The following is a 20,905-nucleotide window of genomic DNA, read 5'->3' on the forward strand; positions in this document are numbered from 1 at the left end:
AAGCCGAAAGTGTATGACACTTTCGGCTTCTCTGTTTTTGAATTTTGAATTTCCTCTTACATCGCTGATGCAAACTTCACACAAACCGGGTTGCCAACTTCTACACGGCTAACGGCCTGCCCAATTTTGCCGGTATTCTCATCTATTTTGTACACAATGATGCTATCGCTGGTTTGATGCGCGATAACGATAAACCTACCCGATGGATCGATAGCAAAGTTACGCGGGCCTTTGCCACCTGTAGGCTTACGCTCGATAAAGGTAAGCTCGCCATTTTCCTGGTTGATTGAAAATACAGATATATCATTAGCATCGCCACGGTTAGTGGCATACAAGAACTTTCCGTTTGGTGTGATGTGGATATCCGCAGCACCTGTAGCGCCTTTAAAACCATCAGCCAATAAAGTAATGTCTTGTTTCAATTTAGGTTTGCCGTTGTTATAGTCGTACACTAAAACCGCGCTTCCCATTTCCATAATGGCGTACAGGTATTTTTTATCGTTAGAGAAAGCCAAATGGCGTGGGCCGTAACCCGGGGTTACACTTACAAATGCCGGTTTAACAGGCACTATCGGGTTCTCCTTACCGCCTTTGTATTTGGTGATGTTTATTTTATCGGTACCCAGGTCGGTGTACAGCACATATTTTTCATCGGGCGATAGAACCGCCGTGTGCACGTGTGCTTTCTCCTGGCGCTCTTTATTTACGCCATGGCCTTCATCCTTTATGGTTTGCACCGCAGCGCCAATAGAACCATCTACATTAATAGGTAACACCGCGATATTACCACCCGAGTAATTGGCTACAAACAGGTTCTTCTGTTCTTTATCAACCGATACATAACATGGCGAACCACCCAATGTCGATACTTTATTGATAAAAGTTAAGGCGCCTGTTTTACCGTCAAATTTAAATGAGCTAACCTCGCCGTTATCATTCTCGTTTACCGCGTATACAAATTTATTATTGGCCGATACCGCCACATACGATGGGTTGCTTACATCATCGATACGGTTAAGATAAGCTATGCGGCCGCTTTCAGTATAAAAACGATAAACGGATAACCCGCTGCTTTTACCGCTTGTATAAGCGCCAACAACAATATCATAGCTTTTTGGGAAAAGGGACTTTTTGGGCTTTTGCTGCGCGGTGCCTAAAAAAGGGGATAACATAGAGATCAATATCAGTAATTTTTTCATTAGGAATTTTTGGTTTATAAGTGCAAGTTAATAAAACAATTTATAAAGTTGGGGTGCTTGTATGAGACGAGGAATGGCGGGGGAAGTTTAATGCGAGTTTTTACATCAGAGCTTAACATAGGCGTCATTGCTGTAAGGAGCGAAGCAATCCCTTTAGGACAATTATACACCTTGCATGATGGATTTACTTAAAAAGATTGCTTCGCACCTTGCAATAACGGAACATTTATATATCGATGGGTTTAAGATCGATCGCTACATTTTTAACCAGCGTTGGCTCAAATCTCAAAGCGGGCGTGCCGGGTGTATGGCGGGAATGTCGGTTTAGTTTCGAAGTACGCGCATATGGCGAGAGAGCGTTAAAAACCGGCAGGGCCGGTGGAAGTGTTGCTTTGACTTGCCCTTTTCTTTTGGTTCGCCCGCTGTCGACATGCGTGCCGCATGTGCCTAAACAGGACAGGTATACAGTCGACTGATCTATCGAAGATCGCCACGTTATAGCTCGCAAAGACGCGTGATTTAAACAAAAAAAGCCCCGATAAATCGAGGCTTTAAATATTGTATAGAAGCTTTTTACTCCTCTACCATTTCGCTATTAGGGCTACTAACCTCGGGCTCTTCCTGTTGAAAGTAGCGCTTTTGATTTAATAGTATCATGATGACACCTACTGATATGGCAGCATCAGCCAGGTTAAATACCGGGCGGAAGAAAGTATACTCCTCGCCTCCCCAGATGGGCACCCATGCCGGGAACTGGCCTGTTAACAGCGGGAAATAAAACATATCTACTACACGGCCGTGGAAGATGCCGGCGTAATTGTAGATGACCCCGTAAAAGGTAGAATCGATAATATTACCCAGCGCACCGGCTAATATTAAGGCTACCATCATCACAAGGCCGCGGTGGTATTTATGTTTGACCAGAAACACCAAAGCGAAACCAATACCACAAACCGCGACGATGCGGAATAGCGTTAAAGCCAGTTTACCAAGCTCGCCGCCCAATTCCATGCCAAAGGCCATGCCGTTGTTTTCCACGTAGTTTAGCATCCCGCGATTACCCATAAAGTGGATCTCCTCGTGCATTTGCATGTGGGTTTTAACCCAGATCTTGATGATCTGATCGAGCAGGATAATTAAAGCAGCAGTAAAAAAAGGTTTTGTATAAGCAGCCTTCATTTATTGCTTCAGTTTAGCTTCCATAGTTAGCGTTGTATGCGGTACCGCACGCAGGCGTTCTTTAGGGATTAGCTTACCGGTTTCGCGGCAAATACCATAGGTTTTGTTTTCGATACGTATCAAAGCAGCCTCTAACTGCTCAATAAATTTCTTTTGGCGGGCAGCTAACTGGTTAATTTGTTCTTTTTCCAACGTTGCAGATCCATCCTCCAATGTTTTGTAAGTACCTGCAGTATCATCTGTACCATTCGCGTTTGGCGAACTTAACGAAGTAGCTAATGCATTTAGCTCTTCTTTGGAGCTGCGTAATTTTTCTAATAATAGGCCCTTAAATTCTACTAATTCCGAATCAGAGTACCTTGTTTTTTGGTTTTCCATTTAAGTTTTAATTATAGCAATCAAAATTTCATATTCGTCAATAACGGCCTTTTCGCCTTCAGTTAGCTGATTATCAAGCGCAAGGCTATCAGCTAAAATTTCGGCGCAAATATAAGCTAAATTATTCTCCGCTGCTTTCCAGATCTCCGCGCCGCAATTCACAGCCACGGTTATCTTGTCGGTAACTTCAAATCCTTTAGTCTTACGTAAGTTTTGTATGCGGTTTATCAGTTCGCGGGCAATACCTTCCTCTTTCAGCTCATCGGTTATCGTAACATCTAAAGCCACGGTTAGTTTGCCTAAATTTGCAACCTGCCAGCCCGGAACATCTTCTGCGATAATTTCCACATCCGATAACAGGATATCGTATTTGCCATCAAGCACCGCAATTGTGCCTGTAGTTTCTAATTCCGAGATCTGTTCCTGGCCAAACGCATTGATAGCCGCGGCTACATCTTTCATATCTTTACCAACCTTAGTGCCCAGGGCCTTAAAGTTTGGTTTTATCTTCTTTTTAATGAAACCGGCGGCATCGGTAATGTACTCAATATCCTTGATGTTCGTTTCAGAAAGAATCAGTTCTTTAACCTTCTCTATCTGCTCCTTAAAGGTCTTGTCCAATATCGGCAATAATATTTTGCTTAACGGGCGGCGAACCGGGATTTCTATTTTTTTACGAAGCGATAATACCAGCGATGAAATATCCTGCGCCATTTGCATCCGCTCTTCAAGGGCACTATCTACCAGGCCGTTATGATATTCCGGGTAGTAAGCAAGGTGTACCGATTCAAACTCCTCTTTACCGGTAACGCTGTTCAGATCAGTATATAAACGCTCTGCAAAGAACGGCGCTATAGGCGACATTAATTTACTGATAGCAATCAAACAGGTATAAAGCGTTTGATATGCCGATAACTTATCTTCCGAATTATCCGACCTCCAGAAACGGCGCCGGCTCAAGCGGATGTACCAGTTGCTAAAATGCGCGTCAACAAATTCCTGTATGGCGCGGGCAGCTTTAGTTGGTTCAAAATCGGCGTAGTAACCGTCAACCTCTTTGCTCAGAGTGTTTAGTAACGATATGATCCAGCGGTCAAGTTCCGGGCGTTTTTCTAAAGCGATCTCGGCTTCTTCGTATTTAAACTTATCGATGTTGGCATACAGCACAAAAAACGAGTACGTGTTGTACAACGTACCGAAGAACTTACGGCGAACCTCATCAATACCATCGATATTGAATTTAAGGTTATCCCATGGCGACGCGTTGCTGATCATATACCAGCGGGCTGCATCGGCACCAAATTGCTCGATAGTTTCAAACGGATCGATACCATTGCCTAAACGTTTAGACATTTTGTTACCGTTCTTATCAAGCACGAGCCCGTTTGATACCACATTTTTAAACGCTACACCTTTGTTACCAACCAGTTCGTTCACGGCTTTAATCTCGTCACTGGCTTCGCTCAGCATTACCGCAATGGCGTGCAGGGTAAAGAACCAGCCGCGGGTTTGGTCTACACCCTCAGCAATAAAATCGGCCGGGTAAGCAGCAGCAAACTCCTCTTTATTCTCAAAAGGGAAATGCCATTGCGCGTATGGCATAGCACCGCTATCAAACCAAACGTCGATCAGGTCTGCCTCGCGCAGCATACGGTTACCGGCTGATGAGGTCAGGATCACATCATCCACATAAGGGCGGTGCATATCCTCCAGTTTAAAGCCCGCAGGCATTAAACCGGCGGCGATAGATTTTTCTATCTCGGCATTCAGCTCGGCAATCGAGCCGATACATTTTTCTTCCTTGCCATCTTCCTCGCGCCAGATAGGCAGCGGGGTACCCCAGTAACGCGAACGCGAAAGGTTCCAGTCTACCAGGTTTTCCAGCCAGTTGCCAAAACGGCCGGTGCCGGTACTTTCGGGTTTCCAGTTAATGGTTTTATTTAGCGCAACCATTTTATCCTTCACCGCGGTAGTACGGATGAACCAGCTATCCAAAGGATAGTATAGTATCGGCTCATCAGAACGCCACGAGTGCGGGTAGCTGTGCTCGTATTTTTTAACGTCGAACGCGCGGTTCTCGGTTTTTAATTTGATGGAGATGAGTACGTCCGTCGGCCTGAAACCTTCTGCGGCACGGTCTGCATCGGTGTAATATTCTTCTTTAACGTAACGGCCTGCAAAATCGGTAACCTCATCTACAAAGCGGCCCTGCTTATTAACCAAAGGCACATCTTTACCGTTCTCGTCTTTTATCAGTACCGATGGTACGTTGTTTTCCTTACATGCCCTAAAGTCATCCGCACCAAAAATAGAGGCGGTGTGTACAATGCCGGTACCATCTTCGGTAGTCACAAAATCTGCCGGGATAACACGGAAGGCGTTTTTCTCCAGGTCTGCATTGGTTACGTACCGCATTAGCTGCTCGTAATGGATGCCCAACAGGTCGGTGCCTTTAAACTCACGGGTTAAGGACCAGGGGATAATTTTATCGCCGCCTTTGTAATCTTCAAAAGACGCGTTCTCGCCTTCAGCCTTAAAATATTTTTTCACCAGGTCCTTAGCCAATACAACGCTGATAGGCTCGTACGTATAAGGATTAAAAGTGTTTATTTGTACATAGCTGATGCTTTCGCCAACGGCTAAAGCACAGTTTGAAGGTAGTGTCCATGGAGTGGTAGTCCAGGCAAGGATAAATACATCGCTGGTTACGCCATCAAATAAAAATGCCGAATCTTTATCGTTCTTTACTTTAAACTGAGCAACAATGGTGGTATCCTTTACCATTTTGTAGGTGCCCGGCTGGTTCAGCTCGTGCGAGCTAAGGCCGGTACCCGATTTTGGCGAATATGGCTGTACAGTGTAACCTTTGTACAACAAGTCCTTATCGTAAAGCTGTTTCAGGATCCACCAAAGGCTTTCGATGTATTCGTTCTCGTAGGTAACGTACGGGTTGTCCAAATCCACCCAATAGCCCATTTTGAGGGTAAGGTCGTTCCAAACGTCGGTATAACGCATTACCTCCTTGCGGCAGGCATCGTTGTATTCTTTAACGGTTATTTTTTTACCGATATCATCTTTAGTAATGCCTAACGATTTTTCGACAGCTAACTCGATAGGTAAACCATGGGTATCCCAGCCGCCTTTACGCTTTACCTGGTAACCTTTTAGGGTTTTATAACGGCAAAAAATATCCTTGATACTCCGCCCCATAACGTGGTGGATACCGGGCATACCATTAGCGCTGGGCGGGCCTTCATAAAAGGTGTACGGCTTGCTTGCCGGCCTGCTGCTGATACTTTTTTCGAATATGCTGTTCTGTTTCCAGAAATCCAGCACGTCTTTACCCGTTTGGGATAGATTTAACTGCTTATATTCCTTGTACATCAATGTGTTCGCGTCGAATTTTAAAGGTTGCAAAAATAGCGAATTTTATTATTAAATGATAGTTAAATAGGGAATTATGACGGAGAGATTTCGGTGTTATTAGCACTTCGCAAATTAACTCACCCCCTGCCCCCTCTCTGCTGTGCAAAGAGGAGATAAAATTTTTATTTTGTAATCTCACCCTTTTCCGCTTGCGGAGAGAGGGTCGACGAGCGAAGCGATGTCGGGGTGAGTAAATCGCCCACATCAAAACAATATCTTTGTTTCCTATATTTGACTAACAAACTCATCAAACCCATGAAATTAACCTTCATAAGCGTTTTAGCGGCTGCCGCCCTTTTGGCAGGATGCGCCGGTAACGAAAAGAAAACGACTACCACCACCACCCCCGACACCGGGATGGCGGCAGATATAAGGCAACATATTGCCGTTTTAGCTAACGACAGCCTGCTTGGCCGCAAGCCATTCACCAAAGGCGAGGACAAAACCATTGCCTACATAGCCGGCGAGTTTAAAAAGCTGGGACTTGAGCCGGGCAACAAAGGCAGCTACTTTCAGGAAGTACCCCTGGTAGAAATTACTTCTGCCGCGCAGGATCTGAATATTAGCGGCGCGGCTACTGTGGCCCTAAAATCGGGTGTAGATTTTGTGGCCGCTACCCGCCGCGAGGTAGATAGCCTGAGCCTGAAAAATTCCCCGCTGGTATTCGCGGGTTTTGGTGTGGTTGCACCCGAATACGGTTGGAACGATTATAAAGGACTTGATGTAAAAGGCAAAACCGTGATCGTTTTAGTGAACGACCCGGGCTTTAAGGCTGGTGAAAAACTGTTTAAAGGCGATACCATGAGCTACTATGGCCGCTGGACTTACAAGTATGAAGAGGCCGCGCGCCAGGGTGCCGCAGGAGTTATCATCATACACCAAACAGAGCCGGCAAGTTATGGCTGGCAGGTGATCCAAAACAGCTTTAGCGGGGCTAAACTTTACCTGCAACAGGCCGATAAGCATATGAACCGCTGCCAGGTAGAAGGCTGGATAAGCGAAGAGGCTGCTGCCAATTTGCTATCTGCGGCTGGCATCCGGGGCGATATCCGCGCCTATGCCCGCAAGAAAGATTTTAAGGCTGTGGAGTTGAACAGTACGGTATCCTTATCGTTAAAAAACACGCTTAAATATTCAAAATCGCATAATGTAATTGCCACTCTTAAAGGCACGGCCAAGCCGGACGAAACCATCTTATACACCGCGCATTGGGACCACTTTGGCGTGGGCAAACCCGATGCAAAAGGCGATAGCATCTACAACGGCGCCATAGATAATGCCAGCGGTGTTGCCGCAATTTTAGCGGTTGCTAAAAAGTTCACCGCGCAAAAGGAAAAATCAAAACGCTCTATTGTTTTCTTAGCCGTTACTGCCGAAGAACAGGGCCTTTTAGGATCGGAATATTATGCTACGCACCCTGTTTATCCGCTTAACAAAACGGTGGCCAACTTAAATATTGATGCGTTATCTGACTTTGGCGAAACCAGTAATTTCTCTATCACCGGTAAAGGACAAAACGATCTGGACGACTACGTAATAGCCCTAACCAAACCAAAAGGCTGGGATGTGGTGGGTGATGAAACACCTGGCTCGGGCAGCTACTATCGCTCCGACCATTTCAACTTTGCCAAGGTTGGCGTACCTGCATTAGACTTGCACAACGGGTCAAAAAGCATCCAGCGCGGCGAAGAATTTGGCAAGGCGCAGGCCAAAGAGTATAATGAGAAACATTACCACCAACCATCAGACGAGTATAGCGAAGCGATGGATACCAAGGGCATGGCCCAAACCGCTAACCTCATGTACCGGCTCGGCGTTAAGTTAAGTGGTGAAACCACCTTCCCGGGTTGGAAAAAAGGTTCGGAATTTAAGGCGATCAGGGATAAAGCGATGGGGAAATAAATAGATTAAACTGAAAATCATCCTACTGCAAAACCCGGCTAAATATTTCAGCCGGGTTTTTTGTTTTTATAGAGTTTAGTATATAGCTTTATTCAAACCTTATTATGAAAAAAATATTAGTTACCACAACAGAAACGCTACAGGGCTGGGAAATAGTAAATTATATAGAACCGATTTATTCTAACCTAATGGTTGGGGCGAATTTCTTTAGCGACTTTGGGGCATCGTTTACGGATATTTTCGGTGGCAGGGCAACCCGTTATGAGAAAAGCATTCAATTATTAAATGAAAAAGCTGTTGAGTTTTTAAAAGCTAAAGCACGCGGCTTAGGTGCCAACTGCATACTTGGGTTAAAAGTTGATGTTGACGAAGTAAGTGGAAAAAACATGCAGATGTTTATGATTACAGCATGGGGAACTGCTGTAGTGGTAAAAAATGCTGTAAATCCTATTCAACAATCAAATTCTAAAGAAGTTGATAAAGACAAGATAAACGAACGGGCTAATATTATTCGTCTGGTTGAGGGGTTGGCAAGTGATTCTTTTAAACTTACATTAAAAGACCTTCAAATAATAGTAGACACCCGCTCTGCAATGTTTAAAGACACACTGTTAAAAAAGTTTAAAAAATTAGACTCGGTAAATTTTGCCAATAATGATGATTATAAAGAAGTCCTAAAACTTTACAATGATTATTTTTCTACGTTGAGTGTCGAAGAAGCTATACCATTGTTTTATAATGATTTATTATTAGAAACAGAGAGTCATTACTTAAACAAGGTATTTGAGTTGATAAAAAACAATGACCTTGTAGACTACAATTTTATAAATCAACTTTTAGATGGTGATTTAAAGAAAAGAAAACTTGCCTTAAATATTTTGCAAGCAGATAAACCTACTTATAATATGGACGACATTGCTGCTTTAGAAAAAACGCTCGTTCATTTAATTAAAGCATTCCCGGTAAAAATTACTATTGGGCTAAAAAAAGGTTTTTTATCTTCTACTGAAAAAGAGGTTTGGACTTGTACTTGTGGCACATCAAATTCAATGGAACTAAAATTCTGCAATAGTTGCACAAATGACCACCATGGTTTCAGGTCGGATGAATTACAGTTATCGCAAATCATTACTTTGTTAAGCAATAAATTAGAGGCACTAAAAGTTATGATTTAACTTGTAAATAGACTTTTTTATAAAGCGAGGCTGTATCATAATTAATGATCAGCCTCGCTTTTGTTTGATTTATTCGGGTATCTGATGGAGTCTATTTCCGTACAGGCGATTCTTAGAGGGCCAATTTGATTTATGATACGGCCTCTTTACACCTTATCAATCCTAACCCATTGCATGCCGGCGGCTTCCGCGGCTTGTACGCCGGGTTCGCCGTCTTCAAATACCAGGCAATGTTTAGGGTCTACACCAAGTTTTTGGGCGGCGGCCAGGAATGGGTCGGCATAGGGTTTACCATGCTTGGTTTCGCCCGCGCAGATCAGTACTTCCACTTTATCCAGGATGCCTAAAATCTCTAAAGTTTTCTCAACGGATGTACGGCTGCCGCCGGATACCACACCTATGCGTACTTTGCCCGCGTGGTTTATCAAATGGTTCACCACATAGTCAATAGGTTGGGTTTTGTCAATGTATTCACTAAAAAACACCTTGTATTTACGTGCGGCAAAATCAACCGGGTCAAAGGTGGTATGGTAGCGTTTATTGATCTCGTCAACCACGTTCAGTATCGGCAGGCCTGCAAATTCATCAATAATATCTCCTTCAATTACGTAACCATCATCGGCAGCTACGCGGATATAGCTTTCCTTATGCGCGCCCATGTTATCGGCAAGGGTGCCGTCGCAATCGTATAAAAACGCTTTAAAATCCCCGGCGGATAGCTTATTTAAAGCTTTATATTTTTGAGTTGAAGTTGCCTGTTCCATAATGGCTGCAAGTATATATATAAACCCGCAAACATTATTGTAATGATTAAGTCAGCAGGTTGTTAACACAGTGTTAACCTTTTTTTAATACCTTGCATCACCAGTTATAATCCTTTCATGAAAAAAAGCCTTACTTACGTGTGTTTACTGTTATTGGTTATTGGCTGTAAAAAAGATAGCACTATTACACCACCTGTAGATACGCCACCTGTTGTGGTGGATAACACCCCGCCCATTACGCTAACCGCTGAGGTAAAAAACAACAGCAAAATTTTTACCGACATTACGCTTACCCAGGAAGGTGACATCTTAAAAGGTTACACCACCGGCCCGGCGAGCATCAGCCGCCAATTGGTTTTAACTTTTAAGCTTAAGGATGCCGCATCGGTAGTAAAAGTTAAAGATGTGGTACAGGCAAGCGGCGTTACCTTAAATGATTTTACAAAACCTGTTGTATACACCGTAACCGATAGTAAAGGCGCAAGTAAGGATTACACCGTAGGCATTTACAATTTTACCGGCCTACCTATTTTTAACATTACCACAGCGGCACCCGTAGTATCAAAAGTAGATTACGTTGCGGGCAGTATTAACATAAATACAAACGGCCTTTACGACCAGGAAACCAATGATATTAAATTACAGATAAAGGGGCGCGGTAATTCTACCTGGGGGATGCCTAAAAAACCTTACCGCTTAAAATTCGATTCGAAGGCTAAAGTATTGGGCCTGGCATCTGCCAAAAACTGGGTTTTGCTTGCCAATTACACCGATAAAACACTGATGCGTAATTATATTGCCGATGGTATAGCCCAAAGCCTTAGCAGCGATTTCGCCCCGCATGGCATATTTGTAGAAGTAGTGATGAACGGAGAGTACCAGGGCACTTACATGCTTACCGAACAGGTTGAAGTTAATGCCGCCCGTGTAAACATTACCGAATTAAAACCTGCCGATAATGGCGCATCAGTAATAACAGGCGGCTATTTATTAGAACTTGACCAGCGAAAGCAAGATCCATATCTTTTTGCAACAAACGGCGGCATACCATTCACCATTAAATCGCCGGATGTGCCGAGCGATGCCCAAACGGCTTATATTAAAGGCTATATACAAGATACCGAGAGCGCCATTTTTGCTGCAAACTTTGCCGACCTGGTCAACGGTTATGCCAAATACATTAATTCAGATTCGTTCATTAATTGGTTTTTGGTGAACGAATTATTTAAGAACCAGGACGCTGCCAACTTTAGCAGTATGTATTACTATAAAGACCGCGGGGGCAAATTGGGCATGGGCCCCGCCTGGGATTTTGACCTCGGCGCGGGTAACGTAGATTACAGCGATGCCACCAAACCCGAGGGCTGGTGGGTAAAAGATGGGCCATGGTTTAAGCGCTTGTTTCAAGACCCCGCTTTTTTGACCAAGGTACGTACCCGATGGCAATTCCTTAAGGCTAACGGCATCCCCGCCATGTATAAAAGCATTGATGATTCGCAGGCATATTTGACCTTACCTGCCCAGGAGAACTTCACCAAGTGGGATATCCTAAACAAATATGTATGGCCTAACCCTGTTGTTTTGGGCACTTACCCAAGAGAAGTTGCACAGCTTAAATATTGGCTAACCCAGCGTGTAGCGTGGATAGATAGTAATTTGTAATTTAACCGCATGAATTTAAAGATCTACATCGTAATATTTGCGGGAGTGGTTATTGTGCTGTTTGCCATATTTAGCTTATTTTTTGTAAGTGCAGAAAACGAACAATGGGGTAGCGTATTAATAGGCGCTGTTGTTGGCTGCCTGCTTGCCATAGGCTTCCGAAAAATGAAAAAGAAAAGGCTGGCTGAAAAAAAATCCTAATATATATTACGCGCCGCGCCGCTAAACTTATGGAAAAATTAAAATTAGACCTTTTTATTGAGCGTAGTGATATTAGCTTATGGGGTAGGGCTACCTACAACCATAGCTTAATTGTAGACGTGGCATCGACAGTTACCGAACTTGATCTTCAAATAGCCAAGCTACTTGAAGATTTTGAAGGTATTGACCAACGAGAAGTGAAGTTCGATCAATTTATGATAAATAAAAAATCCTAATAAATATTACGCCCCGCCCCGCCATCAACCTGTATGGTTTGCCCGCTGATGTAGGCGGCCTGTTCTGATGCCAAAAAGGTTACCAGCGCGGCCAGTTCTTCGGGTTTGCCAATGCGGCCAAGGGGAATGGTTTTAGCTTTTTGTTTGATGGCCTCTTCAGGGTCGGCGTACTTTGGCAGGGTATGTTTGATGCGGTCTGTCAGGATCAATCCCGGGGCTACATTATTTACAGTGATGTTGTAAGGGCCAAACTCATCGGCCATTAGTTTGGCCATCCCCACAACCCCCATCCGCATAGCGGTAGATAATACCGAACCACCCAAAACCGATTTTACCGAACCACTGATAATATTTATAATGCGCCCGCTGCCTGTTTTTTGCAAATGAGGCAACACTATCCGGCTGGTGCGCGCCATGCTCAGCAGGTTAAGGTCAAAGGCTTGCTGCCACTGCGCGTCATCAAAATTCTCAAACTTATCAAAAGGCGGGCCGCCGGCATTGTTCAGCAAAATATCTATCCGGCCAAAGGCATCAGCCGCCTTGCTAATAAATTCGGTTACCTGCGCGGCACTGGCTACATCAACCGGGATAGCAACAACCTCGTTACCGGTGGCTTCCCTGATCTCCGCGGCGGTTTTGTTCAGCGCCACTTCATCACGCGAGCCTATGATCACTTTCGCGCCTTCGGCAGATAATGCCATCGCGATAGCTTTGCCCAATCCCTTACTTGCCGCCAATACAATGGCTACTTTGTTAGTTAGTTTTAAATCCATTTGAATTACACTTGTTGTTTAATAACACACCCCTGTTAATATTGCTGCTGTTTGGCAATACCTTGCAAATACCCTCTCGAGAGGGTACCACAGCAGCGGCAACCGACACTGCCATTCATGGGGTGTGTTTATGTTTATTGCAAAAACCCATTAACCGTTGCTAACATAAATAAAATATATTTGTACTAAGCTTAAGGGCTTACACCTCATTGATAATTTAATATGAAAAACCAGGTTGCCCGTACATACTTATTGCTGGGCATAGCACTTATACTATTTGCCTGCGCGGCACTGTTTGTACCATCGGGTAAAATTCAGGATCTTATGAATGGCGGCTCGGCAGGTTTCGCGCTTGCAGGCTGCATCAGCTTTGTGTTGATGCTGGTAGATCATTTTAAAAAACGCTAATGAAAAAGTTTATCCGGAGTGTTGGTTTTGCGCTTAAAGGCATCAGGCATGCCTTTGCAACACAGCTAAACTTCAGGATCCAAACATCTGTAGCGTTGCTTGCTATTGCGATGGGTTTATATTTTGACATCAGCGCGAACGAATGGCACTGGGTAACGCTTTGTATCGCTTTGGTGCTGATGATGGAACTGTTTAATACCAGTATCGAAACCCTGGTAGACCTGGTATCGCCGGGTTATAACGAGCTGGCAGGTCGTGTTAAAGATGTAAGCGCAGCGGCGGTTTTGATAATAGCCATATTTACATTGGTTACCGGCGCTATCATTTTTTTACCGAAAATACTATTACTTTTCCATGTTGCATAAAACCCGTGGCATTGTGTTTAAAACTACCGACTACAGCGAGAGCAGCGTGGTGGTGCAGATCTTTACCGAAAAATTCGGCCTGCAATCGTACATCATTAACGGGGCAAAAAAGCCCAAGGCCAAAATTGGCAGCAATATGCTGCAGCCCCTGCATTTGGTTGATATGGTGGTTTACCATAAAAGCAACGGCAATGTGCAGCGTATAGCCGAACTGAAGAACGCCCCCACGCTGCTCACCATCCCTTATGATGTGATCAAAAGCTGCATTGCCATGTTCCTGAACGAAGTGTTATACAAGGCCGTAAAACAGCAAACACCGGACGAGAATATTTTCGATTTCATTTTTAACGCTATTGAACTGCTGGACCACAAAACCCGCGGACTGGCAAACTTCCATCTGCTGTTTTTAGTACAACTAACGCGATACCTGGGCTTTTACCCGCATGGTGGACTGATGTCTGAAGCTGATTTTTTTGATATGAAGGATGGCGTGTTCAGTAATTATAAACCCGATAGTGTCTCATATCTGTCACCACCGCATACCAAAAATTTTTATACCTTGCTTAAAAGCAGTTTCGCCAATATCGACGACGTAAAACTAAGTAACGACGAACGGCGTTACCTCATTAATAAACTGTTGGAGTACTACGCCATGCACATAGAAGGTTTCGGGAATATTCGCTCGCACGAGGTACTGGAAGAGGTGTTGGGGTAAAAATTTAACGGATAATTACTAAATTGAGCAGGTGAATAAGCATCTACAAATAATTTTACTGATTTCGGGGTTTATAGTTTTGGCGCTCGCTGGTTGCGGCCCACGCAAACCAGCAAAATCAAAAATATCTTTTAAAAGTGTTGAGGGCATTACCTTTCTGGAGGTATCGCGCAAGCAAAATAACGGCCTGACTTACAACGAATATGGCTTCCATTTGATACCCGACTGGAAGCTGCGCTTTGTATCTGCCGACTCGGCGGCGCTTTATAGCCCTCAAAAAGGCAAGTTCTTCAATTTCCCGCTGGCTTTGGGTACCGATTCTGTTTTCAATATCGCCCATGCCTTTTTAAAGATGAAAGTATTAAGTAAGGATAGCCTGGTATTTCAGTTATTGGAGGCAGAAGGCGATTCCATCAACCTGAACAAGTCGCGTGTAACCATGAGGTTGTTCTCTGAAGATTATATCAAAAATAAGCTGCACACCGATATTTCTGTTTTACAGCGCGCCACCAGGCAGGATACCCTTTATGTGCGTGGTTTAGTAGCCAAGGCCAATACCGACATTAAAAAAGCATTTGCGGCATCGCAGCCGGTGCAGCTCATCAGCACAAACCCAAACGTAGCGGTTGAAAAACGAAAAGCAACTCCCAGCCTGTTAGATAACAAATACAGCACCGATGATGATTACCTTAGCCCGGTTTATGATATTGTGATCCATAAAGCCTACCAGGATTTCGACTATTTGTTTGAGGCTACCATAGATGCTGCCGGCACGTGGCATTATAACAAACCTTTAATTGGCTTTTTAGACGACAAGGTAGCCGAAGCCGCGGCCATCCGCGCAACAACCGGTATTATGAATACCTATCTAAAACTTTTTTTAACCACCGTATCCGGCCAAACTTTGGGCATGAAACATGCCAGTATTATTTCGGTAAGAGTTAAGGGATTTGTGGCGGCGAAATAAGGTTTAATTAAGTTCGAAAAATGAACAATTAAAGGCGTTTTAAAGTCGATTTGGGGACGGAAAAAAGTCATTTAAAGTCTACTTTTTTTGCTTAAAAAGCCTTAAAATAAAGTTACCCTGTTCTGCTTTTTTCTCTTTGGGAGGGCCAATTAAAAAGGCGTAATCATGCAGGGGTTCGCAATGGTCGCACACTATTTTAAACATGCCCAACAGTGGCACCGCCAGCACCATCCCGGGGATACCCCAAACCGCTTCGCCTATTACAATTATCAGGATGGTGAACAGCGGGTTAATATTTAACCTATCGCCAACAACCAATGGCTCAAGCAGATATGTTTGAATGAGTTGTACCAGCCCGTAAGTTATCAGCACACCAACAACTACGCGGGTGTCTCCACTTTGTGCCAATGCCATTAAAACGGTAATGGATGTACCTGTGATGTTACCCGCGAAAGGCACAAGTTCCAGTACCCCGCATAGCACCGCAAAAAACAGGGCATTATTTACGCCTGCAACGGTAAAGCCAATGCCATACATAATCCATAGCATTACGATCATCATTCCCAATCCGCCAAGGTAACTTTGGGTTACTTTACCGGCGTTGCCCAATACCAGTTCGGCTTCTTTGCGGTTATCAGGTTTAAACAAACGCAGTATAAATTTCTTAAAATGAGCCCGATAAAAAATGAAAAGAAAGGTATAAACTAATACCAAAATAGCATCAACCAGTATACCGGCGAACGAACTTATAAGCGTAGTAACCATACCCGCTGCCTGGCCCATAGTGCTGCCCTGCTGCTCTTTAATGATTTTTTGCTGTTCGCGATGCGAGATACCGAAGTGTTGTTTTACATAATCCTTAAGGCCGGCAACTATGTTATTTACACGTTCTTCAATTTTAGACAGGTCTTCTGCCAGATCGCTTAGTTGGTATTGCAAAAGCGTAAGCATACCCCCAATAACCACAAGCAAGGCAACTACACTTAAAATGGACGCCAACCCGTTACCCATCCCTTTACTTTGGAGCCAATGGCACACAGGCAACAACAGCATAGATAGTACCATGCCAAAAGTAAGCGGTATAAGCACAGCCGACGCAAAGTATAAGATGCCAAATACCAACACAAAAAGTAAAAGGACACGAAGCGTTTGGTTAAGGTAGGTGATATTCATTCGGGCAAATTTGAGGGATACGCGGTAAAGATAAAATCACAAAGGGCACTGAGTTTATGTTAGCGATATCAACATTAACAGATATTTCAATCGCTGCACCCCGCGCCCTTTGTGAAACTTGTTGATCAGGCCGGTTAGCCCAATATGCGTTTCTTGATGTAATCTATAGCAGATTCTGCCAGGTCGTTACCACCGGTTTGTATAACGTTGCCATCATGTTGGATGGTCAACTCGGCCTCTATGTTATCTTCTATATGTACTATAAGTTTGTCTTGTACCTTTTCTACACGGCAAGGTACTTCGCGGCCCGAGTAGTATAACGCAAACTCGTATTTGCCGTCTTTATCTGCGGGGGTGATGTCTTTCTCTTCAATCATGGTTTAGTTCTTGTAATATTGGGTATAACACCAAAGAGCTTACCAATGTTTCACAAACAAAAAAGAGAAAACTTTTTGGGCTCTCTCTTTTTGTGTTTTTACTGACCTCATTATATCATAAAGAACAATTGGTTGGGTAGGATATATAATAATTGACCAAATATAATATCTATATACTTAGTAGACAATATTTAAATAATATATTTTTATCAACAACTGAAATAAAATTTGGCCAAATGTTAATAAACTACTTTTTATGAGGCAGCGATTTAATCATCAGCTGTTTAGCGAAGCGTAATCCCCGCTGTAAAAGGCTGCCTTTACGGTTCTTCAGGAAGTATTTTATGGCTTCGTAAGCCTGCTTATTTTCCTGTAATATTTCCGGATAATATTTAACGGGCTGCTGTGCTACCTGCACGCCGTACATGTTTTCTATATTGGAATGTACCCCGGTGCCATCGTGCCCAATGTTATGGATGAGCGACCGGCTTGGATTAAGCGTAAGCCCTTTATTCAAAAAAACTGAGGCATACCACCGGATAGCCCACGAATTGTTATTACGGGCCTTAAAATCCTGCATCTGCTTCCAAAAGTTCATGGTACCTTGTATCGAAAATTGATTAATTTTCTCTTCATCAAAAGCCGCCATCAGTTTATCAATATCAGGCTCAAAGTTTTTCCAGGCGCTTGCCCAGGTAGCCCAGCCCCAGCTAAATGCCGTACGAAAAAAGAAGGTTTCGGGTAAGCCTTCATCCTGCAACGGGAACATATACGCGCTTATGTGCATTACCCTTTCTTCATGAGCATAGCGCGCCAAGGCATCGTTAAAATACTGCAATGTATAGCGAGATGATACTAAATCATCCTCAAATACAATTACACTGCCGTATTCGTTCACCAATTGCGTAACACCTGCAATGATGGAATTAGCCAGCCCCATATTCTGTTCGCGGGCTATCACCTGTACCGATCTGAAGCCCGTAGCTTCGGCAGCAACACGCCTAACATCCTCTACAGCAGCCTTGTCGGCATCCGTTTTTGCCCCGTCAGAAAATATGAACAGGTCAGACTCCGCCGCCTGAAAATTTTTTTGCAAATAACTTAACGTTTGGCTGGTATGGCCAGGCCGGTTATATACAAATAGCGCTATAGGTGCTGTAGAACTCAATTATTGATTGATTGTGCTGATAGTTATCGGGATAGTGATTGATTTTACTTAGAAGATATCGGCTTGCTTGTCTGTTTTAGTGCATAGTACAGTGTAAGCGTTTGCAAAGCGTTCTTTTAATTTGTCGCTGAGTTCAACCAGCGTATTCTTCACTGCAAACTGTGCCAATATTTTAAACTTATTAATAATGTTATCGGGCTTTTTTTGGTTGATAAACGTATTGAAACGGGTAACCTCGGGGCCGATGATAGAGGTAAGATCCTGCTTCACCTCAAAGCCTTCGGTTTGCAGTAGGTACCTAAGCGAGGTTGGGGTATACATATTGATGTGACCATACGCCAGAAAATGCTTTATACGCTTATCTACGTTAGTTTTATAGTCGATGGGTACTTCTATCACAAAATGCTTGCTTACACGCTTTATTTCTCGTAGCAGCAAGCGCTCGTGCTCCACATGCTCTAACACGTGCGACAGGATGATGAGGTCAAAACTATCATCTTCAAAGGGCAGCTTATACCCGTCAAACTCCTGTACCGAAACTACGTTCTTAATATTACGCGATTTAATGTGCTCTACCCCACTATCAGAGATCTCGACCGCGTGATACTCGGTCGCAAAATTATAATCAGATAGCTTTTTTAGTATGCTGCCATCGCCCGCACCAACTTCCAATACTTTTTTAAACGATTGCCCTTTACAAACATCAATAATATGATACGCCTTGTACTTGGCACCCAGCATACGCCAAGCCTCATCATGAGTTTTGTAAAAATCGTCATATGCGGTTTTTACGTTTTCGCTTACAATTTCCTTTGCCATAATTAAATATCCAGGCAGTTATCAGCTTTGTAAAACACCGAGGTTGATTTAAGATAGAAAAGACCCGGCGAGATACCGCTAAGCAGTAAATGCTTAAAACCATTGCTTAGTAAAAATCCTACTCCTTCTTTGTACACTTCGCGTTCCGAATCATCTAACACTACAACGCCGTTTGGCGATAACGCTTCAACGGCTTGTTTGCAGCAATTTACACGGTCGCGGCCATCTACAATAATAATATCAAACTTTTCTGCAAGTTTAACAGGCTTTCGGCAGTAGTCACCATCGCGTACAAGTTCGCAAAATATCAGTTCGGAGTTATCAGGCTTCTTGCCCGATTTTTCTATTTTATCAAACCATTCCTTATCATGCTCTACTGAAACCACTTTACCTGCATATTTTGCATAAAAGTAGGTGGAATTGCCAGATCCAAACTCAAAAACGGTATGCTGTTTGGTAAGCCTTGTTTTTATAAAATCAATAAACGAATACGTAACCCAAGGTATTGGGTTGCCATCCCTGTCAACGGGTGACCTGGTATCAAAAGCTTTAAACCAGCCAATATCCTCCAAATAACCTTTTTTATCGAAAGACAGCAACGCACGCAAATGCGATGGGTTGGTTAATACTTTTATAAATGATGAAAATGTACTCAACGTTTTATGATTTTTTGAAACAGTGAAATTAAAAATAATGATCTTAACATCATAATGCCCTGCCTGCTTACTTTTGGTATTAGTAAAACAAAAAAGGCCGAACTTGCATAAGCTATCAGCGTAGCAATAGCTGCACCCATCATCCCCATCTTCGGGATTAGAAAAAGGTTAAGCACAATATTTACTATCGCCCCAAAACCTGTGCGCCAAAAGGTAAGCTTAACATAGCCTTCGGCAATAAGGTACTGGCTGTTGGCCGCACCCAAAAACACAAACACACCCGACCAAATATGCACCGATAACGCAGGCGCAGCATAAGCATACTCCGGGGTATAAATTTTATATATTAAATGAGATGTAAAGGTGATGATAACAGCCGCGGGCAAACTCAGATAAACCATCAGGTCGTATAGGTTTTGGATGCGCTTTTTGTAGCGTTCCAAGTCGTCCCTGCGGGCATTTAATATGGCCGGGAACAGCGTGGTTACAATAACAGTAGGTATAAAATTCCAAGCCTCGCTTAATGACGCTACTGTAGCATATGCCCCTGCTTCTTTTGTACCCGATATGTTTTGAATCATTAACTGATCTATCTTCATATACAAGGAAACCATTATACCCGATATAATTAATGGCCACGAAAGCTGAAGCAACTTTTTTGCCAATTGGCTATTATATACCCAGTTAAATACATTACGCCCTTTACGCTGATAGGTGAAATAATATCCAATTGCCAGCAGGAAAAAATCAAATGAATAGGCGTACACAAAAGCAATAAGCGGCATTTTTAAGTAAATAAGAACCAGTTTTATTGCTGCAGATAACAGGTTGCCCGTAACCTGTACCTGCATAATATATTTGGATTGTACCTCCGACTGGAAATAGGAATCTATAACATTAAAGGCCTGCACAATGCCTATCACAGAAAAAATAAGTACATAGGTGTATGGGGTCCCTTTAGCAGGGTACACCTGGTAGCATAGCCATATCAACGGTATACAGGCAATGCCGGCACCAACCTTCATCCAAAATGATGTGCCTAATATGCTATCGCGATTTTTGGGAAATTGGTGCAGCTCTTTTACAATAAACTGATCGAGCCCTAAGGTTGCAATGGCCGAAAACAAGTAGATATAAGTAATGCCGCCCGTGATGATTCCCAGCCTGTCTTTACTTAAGTAGCGCGCTACGGCTATGTTTACGATAAGTTTAATAAGCAGGCTTCCTACCTTTCCAATAAAGGCCATCCCCGTATTTTTAAAATACTTTTCTAAAGCCTGCTGGTCAAATCCGGGGATGCTTGGTATGCGCATAATTTATATACAAATATATAAAAAGCAAAGAGCCCTCTGTAATTAAACG

Annotated in this window: 22 protein-coding genes; 10 read left to right on the forward strand and 12 right to left on the reverse strand. The window is 43.3% G+C overall.

The genetic code is table 11. The features are described from left to right. Positions 1-56 precede the first annotated feature (56 nt). Positions 57-1,199 (reverse strand): lactonase family protein, encoded by a 1,143-nt coding sequence (locus tag NAF17_RS16660; protein ID WP_252759154.1) that lies wholly within the window; start codon positions 1,197-1,199, stop codon positions 57-59. 236 nt (positions 1,200-1,435) lie between these two features. On the opposite strand from NAF17_RS16660, the gene NAF17_RS16665 reads away from it, so the two are divergent. Next, complete coding sequence (locus NAF17_RS16665; RefSeq protein WP_252759155.1) at positions 1,436-1,675, forward strand: hypothetical protein; 240 nt, start codon at positions 1,436-1,438, stop codon at positions 1,673-1,675. A gap of 97 nt (positions 1,676-1,772) precedes the next feature. On the opposite strand, the gene NAF17_RS16670 is transcribed toward NAF17_RS16665, so the two are convergent. From NAF17_RS16670 to ileS, 3 genes are read right to left on the reverse strand one after another with little or no spacing between them, the layout of a single operon-like run. Then, on the reverse strand, positions 1,773-2,378 hold the full coding sequence (locus NAF17_RS16670) for a lipoprotein signal peptidase (RefSeq protein ID WP_252759156.1): 606 nt from the start codon (positions 2,376-2,378) through the stop codon (positions 1,773-1,775). Then, on the reverse strand, positions 2,379-2,756 hold the full coding sequence (locus NAF17_RS16675; RefSeq protein WP_252759157.1) for a TraR/DksA family transcriptional regulator: 378 nt from the start codon (positions 2,754-2,756) through the stop codon (positions 2,379-2,381). After that, complete coding sequence (ileS, locus tag NAF17_RS16680) at positions 2,757-6,140, reverse strand: isoleucine--tRNA ligase (RefSeq protein WP_252759294.1); 3,384 nt, start codon at positions 6,138-6,140, stop codon at positions 2,757-2,759. A 297-nt stretch (positions 6,141-6,437) separates the two neighbouring features. On the opposite strand from ileS, the gene NAF17_RS16685 reads away from it, so the two are divergent. Further along, positions 6,438-8,084, forward strand: a complete 1,647-nt coding sequence (locus tag NAF17_RS16685) for a M28 family metallopeptidase (RefSeq protein ID WP_252759158.1) — start codon at positions 6,438-6,440, stop codon at positions 8,082-8,084. 104 nt (positions 8,085-8,188) lie between these two features. Beyond that, complete coding sequence (locus NAF17_RS16690) at positions 8,189-9,259, forward strand: YbjQ family protein (protein WP_252759159.1); 1,071 nt, start codon at positions 8,189-8,191, stop codon at positions 9,257-9,259. A gap of 146 nt (positions 9,260-9,405) precedes the next feature. Here NAF17_RS16690 and NAF17_RS16695 read toward each other — a convergent pair whose 3' ends face one another. Then, positions 9,406-10,023, reverse strand: a complete 618-nt coding sequence (locus tag NAF17_RS16695; RefSeq protein ID WP_252759160.1) for an HAD family hydrolase — start codon at positions 10,021-10,023, stop codon at positions 9,406-9,408. A 117-nt stretch (positions 10,024-10,140) separates the two neighbouring features. Here NAF17_RS16695 and NAF17_RS16700 point away from each other — a divergent pair, with 117 nt between their 5' ends. From NAF17_RS16700 to NAF17_RS16710, 3 genes are read left to right on the forward strand one after another with little or no spacing between them, the layout of a single operon-like run. Then, positions 10,141-11,685: a CotH kinase family protein gene (locus NAF17_RS16700; RefSeq protein WP_252759161.1), complete on the forward strand. Its 1,545-nt coding sequence runs from the start codon at positions 10,141-10,143 to the stop codon at positions 11,683-11,685. 9 nt (positions 11,686-11,694) lie between these two features. Then, positions 11,695-11,886, forward strand: a complete 192-nt coding sequence (locus tag NAF17_RS16705) for a hypothetical protein (protein ID WP_252759162.1) — start codon at positions 11,695-11,697, stop codon at positions 11,884-11,886. Between the two features lie 29 nt (positions 11,887-11,915). After that, positions 11,916-12,122 (forward strand): hypothetical protein, encoded by a 207-nt coding sequence (locus NAF17_RS16710; protein WP_252759163.1) that lies wholly within the window; start codon positions 11,916-11,918, stop codon positions 12,120-12,122. Here NAF17_RS16710 and NAF17_RS16715 read toward each other — a convergent pair. Next, on the reverse strand, positions 12,119-12,895 hold the full coding sequence (locus tag NAF17_RS16715) for an SDR family oxidoreductase (RefSeq protein ID WP_252759164.1): 777 nt from the start codon (positions 12,893-12,895) through the stop codon (positions 12,119-12,121). The two genes, NAF17_RS16710 and NAF17_RS16715, sit on opposite strands and share 4 nt — an antisense overlap. Before the next feature lie 222 nt (positions 12,896-13,117). Between NAF17_RS16715 and NAF17_RS16720 the strand changes: the two genes are divergently transcribed. Genes NAF17_RS16720 through NAF17_RS16735 form a run of 4 tightly spaced genes read left to right on the forward strand, consistent with a single transcriptional unit; the run spans position 13,118 to position 15,350 of the window. After that, positions 13,118-13,303 carry a hypothetical protein gene (locus tag NAF17_RS16720; RefSeq protein ID WP_252759165.1) on the forward strand — a complete coding sequence of 62 codons (186 nt, stop codon included), beginning with the start codon at positions 13,118-13,120 and terminating at the stop codon, positions 13,301-13,303. After that, positions 13,303-13,668, forward strand: a complete 366-nt coding sequence (locus tag NAF17_RS16725; RefSeq protein ID WP_252759166.1) for a diacylglycerol kinase family protein — start codon at positions 13,303-13,305, stop codon at positions 13,666-13,668. Before NAF17_RS16720 ends, NAF17_RS16725 begins: the two co-directional genes overlap by 1 nt. Continuing rightward, positions 13,658-14,383 carry a DNA repair protein RecO gene (recO, locus tag NAF17_RS16730; protein WP_252759167.1) on the forward strand — a complete coding sequence of 242 codons (726 nt, stop codon included), beginning with the start codon at positions 13,658-13,660 and terminating at the stop codon, positions 14,381-14,383. Before NAF17_RS16725 ends, recO begins: the two co-directional genes overlap by 11 nt. A gap of 31 nt (positions 14,384-14,414) precedes the next feature. Further along, positions 14,415-15,350, forward strand: a complete 936-nt coding sequence (locus NAF17_RS16735; RefSeq protein ID WP_252759168.1) for a hypothetical protein — start codon at positions 14,415-14,417, stop codon at positions 15,348-15,350. 78 nt (positions 15,351-15,428) lie between these two features. Here NAF17_RS16735 and NAF17_RS16740 read toward each other — a convergent pair whose 3' ends face one another. The 6 genes from NAF17_RS16740 to NAF17_RS16765 all read right to left on the reverse strand — a co-directional run bounded on the left by NAF17_RS16740 (position 15,429) and on the right by NAF17_RS16765 (position 20,856). After that, the gene (locus NAF17_RS16740; protein WP_252759169.1) at positions 15,429-16,523 is read right to left on the reverse strand and encodes an AI-2E family transporter; all 1,095 of its coding nucleotides are present in this window, start codon (positions 16,521-16,523) and stop codon (positions 15,429-15,431) included. 134 nt (positions 16,524-16,657) lie between these two features. Beyond that, the gene (locus NAF17_RS16745; protein WP_252759170.1) at positions 16,658-16,900 is read right to left on the reverse strand and encodes a hypothetical protein; all 243 of its coding nucleotides are present in this window, start codon (positions 16,898-16,900) and stop codon (positions 16,658-16,660) included. Between the two features lie 247 nt (positions 16,901-17,147). Further along, positions 17,148-17,996: a sugar transferase gene (locus tag NAF17_RS16750; protein ID WP_370341396.1), complete on the reverse strand. Its 849-nt coding sequence runs from the start codon at positions 17,994-17,996 to the stop codon at positions 17,148-17,150. 120 nt (positions 17,997-18,116) lie between these two features. Then, positions 18,117-18,887, reverse strand: a complete 771-nt coding sequence (locus NAF17_RS16755) for a class I SAM-dependent methyltransferase (protein WP_252759172.1) — start codon at positions 18,885-18,887, stop codon at positions 18,117-18,119. 2 nt (positions 18,888-18,889) lie between these two features. Continuing rightward, on the reverse strand, positions 18,890-19,543 hold the full coding sequence (locus tag NAF17_RS16760) for a class I SAM-dependent methyltransferase (protein ID WP_252759173.1): 654 nt from the start codon (positions 19,541-19,543) through the stop codon (positions 18,890-18,892). Next, positions 19,540-20,856, reverse strand: a complete 1,317-nt coding sequence (locus tag NAF17_RS16765) for a flippase (RefSeq protein WP_252759174.1) — start codon at positions 20,854-20,856, stop codon at positions 19,540-19,542. The genes NAF17_RS16760 and NAF17_RS16765 overlap by 4 nt, the downstream gene beginning before the upstream one ends. Positions 20,857-20,905: the final 49 nt, after the last annotated feature.

Source organism: Mucilaginibacter aurantiaciroseus (assembly GCF_024055595.1).
In the GTDB taxonomy this organism is placed as follows: Bacteria; Bacteroidota; Bacteroidia; order Sphingobacteriales; family Sphingobacteriaceae; genus Mucilaginibacter; species Mucilaginibacter aurantiaciroseus.